The organism is Streptomyces chiangmaiensis (assembly GCF_036281785.1).
In the GTDB taxonomy this organism is placed as follows: domain Bacteria; phylum Actinomycetota; class Actinomycetes; order Streptomycetales; family Streptomycetaceae; genus Streptomyces; species Streptomyces chiangmaiensis.
The window spans coordinates 1-4,101 of sequence record NZ_JAYWVC010000390.1; the positions used below are offsets into that span (position 1 = coordinate 1).

Below are 4,101 nucleotides of genomic sequence, written 5' to 3' on the forward strand. Positions count from 1 at the left end.
CCCCGGCCGGAGCCGGAGCCGGCCGGAGACGACAACGACGAGGCAAGGAATCGGTGAACTTCACGCGCTGGAGCGCCCGGCTCCCCGGAACGCAGCGCCGCGCCGCAGCGCGGACCGAGCACGCGGTCTCTCCGGACCGACGTGGTGACGGCTCCGTACCCGTGGCCCGCGCCGAGCGGCTCACCGACGACCCGCCGGGCGTGCCTGCCGTCGACGAGCTGCCGGCACGCGAGGTCCTCGACCGCATCCCGGCCCTCGTCGCCCTCGTGCACGGCCCCGATCACCGCATCGCGTACGTGAACGACGCCTATGTGGCGGCCTTCGGCCTCCGCCCTGTCGGCGAGCCCGCCCGCGAGGCCCTGCCCGAGCTGGACGAACTCGGCCTGCTCCCACTCCTGGACCAGGTTCTGCGCAGCTCCAAGCCGCGCACGGTCAAGTCCCGGAAGGCGCCGAGCGGCCGTTCGTACACGTTCACATGCACTCCGGTGGACGTGCCAGGCGACAAGGCGAGGGGCGTGCTCGTCTTCGCCGCCGACGTCACCGACCACGCCGAGGCCGCCGAACGGCTGCGGACCAGCGAGCGCGAGCAGCGGCGGACCGCGGTGACCCTCCAGCGCTCCCTGCTGCCGCAGGAACTGGAGCAGCCCGACGACCTGCGCATCGCCGCCACCTACCAGCCCGGCGGCACCGAGGCGGCGGTCGGCGGCGACTGGTACGACGTGATCACGCTGGGCGGTGGCCGCACGGCGCTGGTGATCGGCGACGTGATGGGCCGAGGCGTCCGCGCCGCCGCGGTGATGGGCCAACTGCGCACGGCCGTACGTGCGTACGCCCGCCTCGACCTGCCTCCGCACGAGGTGCTCCAGCTCCTCGACGGCCTGGCCCAGGAGATCGACGCCAACCAGATCGCGACCTGCGTGTACGCCGTTCACGACCCGAACGAGGGACGACTGGTGTATGCGTCGGCGGGTCACCTGCCGATCCTCGTCCGCGACGCGAGCGGAGCGGTCCTGCGCGCCGACGAACCCACCGGCCCACCGCTCGGCACCGGCGGCTGGATGCATGCGTCGGGCTCGGTGCCGCTGGGTCCGGGTGCCACGGCTGTCCTCTACACGGACGGCCTGGTCGAGCGCCGGGATGCGGACCTGGACGAGGGCATCGCGGCCCTGGAGAACGCGCTCGCGGGCGCCACGGGCACGCCGCAGGTGATCTGCGACCGTCTGCTCCGTTCGGCGGGCGTCACCGCGGCCCACGACGACGACGTGGCGCTTTTGGTCCTCCAGCACCCGGCGCGTCCGGGGCCGGACGGCGACCTGTTCCGGAACGCCGCCCTGGAGCTGCTCGGCGGCGTCGAGGCGGCTCCACGCGCACGTGCGTTCGCCTCCGGTGTGCTGACGAGCTGGCGGTTCCCGACTGACCTGCACGACTTGGGCGTACTGGCGGCGAGCGAGCTGGTCGCGAACTCCCTGCAGCACGGCACCCCGCCGATGAGGCTGCGCCTTCGGCGCACCGACCGCCGCCTGATCATCGAGGTGACGGACGGCGACGATCACCTGCCCCGCCGCCGCCGTGCGGAGCCGGCGGACGAGGCCGGACGGGGCATCGCGATCGTGGCGACGATCGCCTCGAACTGGGGGTCGCGTCGCACGCCGGGCGGCGGGAAGGCGGTGTGGTGCGAGTTCGCGCTGCCCCGGGGAGCCGGCTGACCGCCGGGTGAGGCCGCCCGGGTCCGGGGCACGAGGCACTGTGGCTGTGCCTGGGGCCCCGGTCGGCTTCAAGGGGCCGTCCTCACACACCGGACGGGCTGATCTCCAGTCCGTCCGTCCGGCCAGGTGCCCCCTGGGCCACCACGCGGCTCCTCGCCGGATGGTTCTGCACGGGCGTGAGCCGGCGCCCGAGCCGGACCGCAAGGACCGTGATGCCCAGCGAGAACAGCAGGAACGTCACGACGTACGGCACCGGCAGCGACGCGGCCAGCGGACCGCCCACCGCCGGACCCACCGCCAGAGCGAGCTGCTTCACCAGGGCGAACGCCGAGTTGTACTGACCCGCCATTCCCGACGGCGCGAGATCCGCGACCAGCGGGGCGAGGGTCGGCGACAGCATTGCCTCGCCGAGCCCGAAGAGCGCGTACGTCGAGATGAACGCGGCGGTCGCCATCGTCCCGCTGCCGTGTCCGAGTCCCGCGTAGCCCGCGATCGCCCAGGCGACGGCCCAGATGAGCCCGACGGCCGCGATCACCCGCGACCGCCTGCGCCGCTCCACGAACTTCAGTACGGCGAACTGCGCCACGACGATCATCATCGTGTTCGCCGCCAGCGCGGTGCCCAGCGCGGACGTGGAGACGCCGACCGCCTCGACGCCGTACGCGCTCAGTCCCGACTCGAACTGGCCGTAGCACGCGAAGAACAGCACGAAGCCGAGTACGCACAGCTGCACCATGACGCGGTTGCCCAGCAGCTGCTTCCAGCTCGCCCCGCCGGACCTCGGCGCATCGGTCCCCGGCTGCGGCAGGTGCGGGATCCGGACCGTCGCCATGATCACGACGAGCACCAGGAAGATCGCTGCTTCGACGGTGAACAGCACGGTGAAGGACGCGGCGCGCGAGGTGTCGACGAGGTGCCCCCCGATCAGTCCACCGACACCGAGCCCCAGGTTCTGCAGAAAGAACTGTGTGGCGAAGGCACGTGAACGCGTCCGCGTGGTCGAGCAGTCCACGATCATCGTCGCCAGCGCGGGCTGCATCACGGCCTGTCCGGCCCCGAGCAGGGCCGCCGAGAGCAGCACGCTCACGGCGGTACCGGCGAGGCCCAGGCTCAAGGCGCCGACCGCGGCGACGACCAGGGCGGCGAGCAGCACCGGAAGGGGGCCCCGCCGGACGATGGCCCGCCCGGCGAACGGCAGCACGACGAGCGCGGCCACGGCGAAGACGGCGAGCACGAGACCCGCCGTCGCGGCGCCGAGATCCCGTACCTGGGCCACATAGACGTACAGGTACGGGACGGTGAAGCCGAGGCCGAACGCGCTGAGTGCGTTGCCTACATGGATCCGGGGCATCGCTGCGCCCATCGCTCTGGTCACGTTCACCTGCCTTGGAAAGGAGGGTCCGCCCGAGTGCACGACCAGCAGGTCTCACCTCTGAAACAGTTAACCCTGAAGACTTAGAGGCTAAAGTTGATTGATTCAACATTACACTGTGAAGGACTTCAACGCCAAGCGAGTGCGTGCCATACTGCGGCCATGGGCGACACCCCCGGCGACAGCGAGCCGACCCTCGACGAACAGATCGCCGCCTACCAGCGCGAATTCCAGGGTCTGGACCCCCAGGTGGAGAAGATCGTCTCCGCGCTGTCCCGGCTGAACCGGCGCATGAACGTCGCCTACGGCCGGCAGACGGCGGAGCTCGGCATCAGCAACGCGGAGTGGGAAGTCCTCAAGGGGCTCGTCCTGTCCGGCGCCCCGTACCGCATGGGCCCGAGCGACCTGGCCAAGCGGCTCGGCCTGACGCCGGCCGCCATGACCCATCGCATCGACCGCATGGTGAGCGAGAGCCTCGTCACCCGTGAGCGCGACGAGGCCAACCGCGTCCGGGTGATCGTGGAGCTGACCTCCGAGGGGCGCGAGAAGTGGCTGGAGGCGATGCGCCTCGCCTCCCGCTTCGAGGAGGACCTCCTTCAGGACCTCTCCCCGGACGAGCGCACCGTCCTCGGCGAGGTGCTGACCCGCCTGCTGCGCCGCGTGGAGGACGCCCAACCGGACGCCGGCGGGCGCCTCAGCGACCTCGATTGACGCACGCGGAGGTTTGGCGCTGCGTCACCTGGGGCAGACTTGACAGTCCAACCCCAGATCCGTAAAGTTCTCCGAGTTGCCACGAGGCCGTAACGGTTCTCCGGCAGCACCTCCCGCCGCGCCAGCGGCAGCCAAACCACTCAGCACGATCTCCCGACGGGATCGATTTCGGCGTGCCCGAATTCGATTTCCTTCGGTGTGTGCCGACGCAGAACCACTCGAGATCCACTCGATTGGGAATCGCCGGAGAGATCCGCTAAGGTTCGGGAGGTCCGAACGGCCAAACAGCCGCAAGCACAAACCCGGTTGACT

Annotated in this window: 3 protein-coding genes; 2 read left to right on the plus strand and 1 reads right to left on the minus strand. The window is 70.9% G+C overall.

All coding sequences use genetic code 11. The features are described 5' to 3' along the window. Positions 1-53 precede the first annotated feature (53 nt). Positions 54-1,706, plus strand: coding sequence for an ATP-binding SpoIIE family protein phosphatase (locus VXC91_RS43055; protein WP_329512802.1), 1,653 nt, complete (start codon positions 54-56; stop codon positions 1,704-1,706). Positions 1,707-1,788: 82 nt separating this feature from the next. On the opposite strand, the gene VXC91_RS43060 is transcribed toward VXC91_RS43055, so the two are convergent. Continuing rightward, positions 1,789-3,069: an MFS transporter gene (locus VXC91_RS43060; RefSeq protein WP_329512803.1), complete on the minus strand. Its 1,281-nt coding sequence runs from the start codon at positions 3,067-3,069 to the stop codon at positions 1,789-1,791. A gap of 171 nt (positions 3,070-3,240) precedes the next feature. Between VXC91_RS43060 and VXC91_RS43065 the strand changes: the two genes are divergently transcribed. Continuing rightward, the gene (locus tag VXC91_RS43065) at positions 3,241-3,789 is read left to right on the plus strand and encodes a MarR family winged helix-turn-helix transcriptional regulator (RefSeq protein ID WP_329512801.1); all 549 of its coding nucleotides are present in this window, start codon (positions 3,241-3,243) and stop codon (positions 3,787-3,789) included. Positions 3,790-4,101 lie beyond the last annotated feature (312 nt).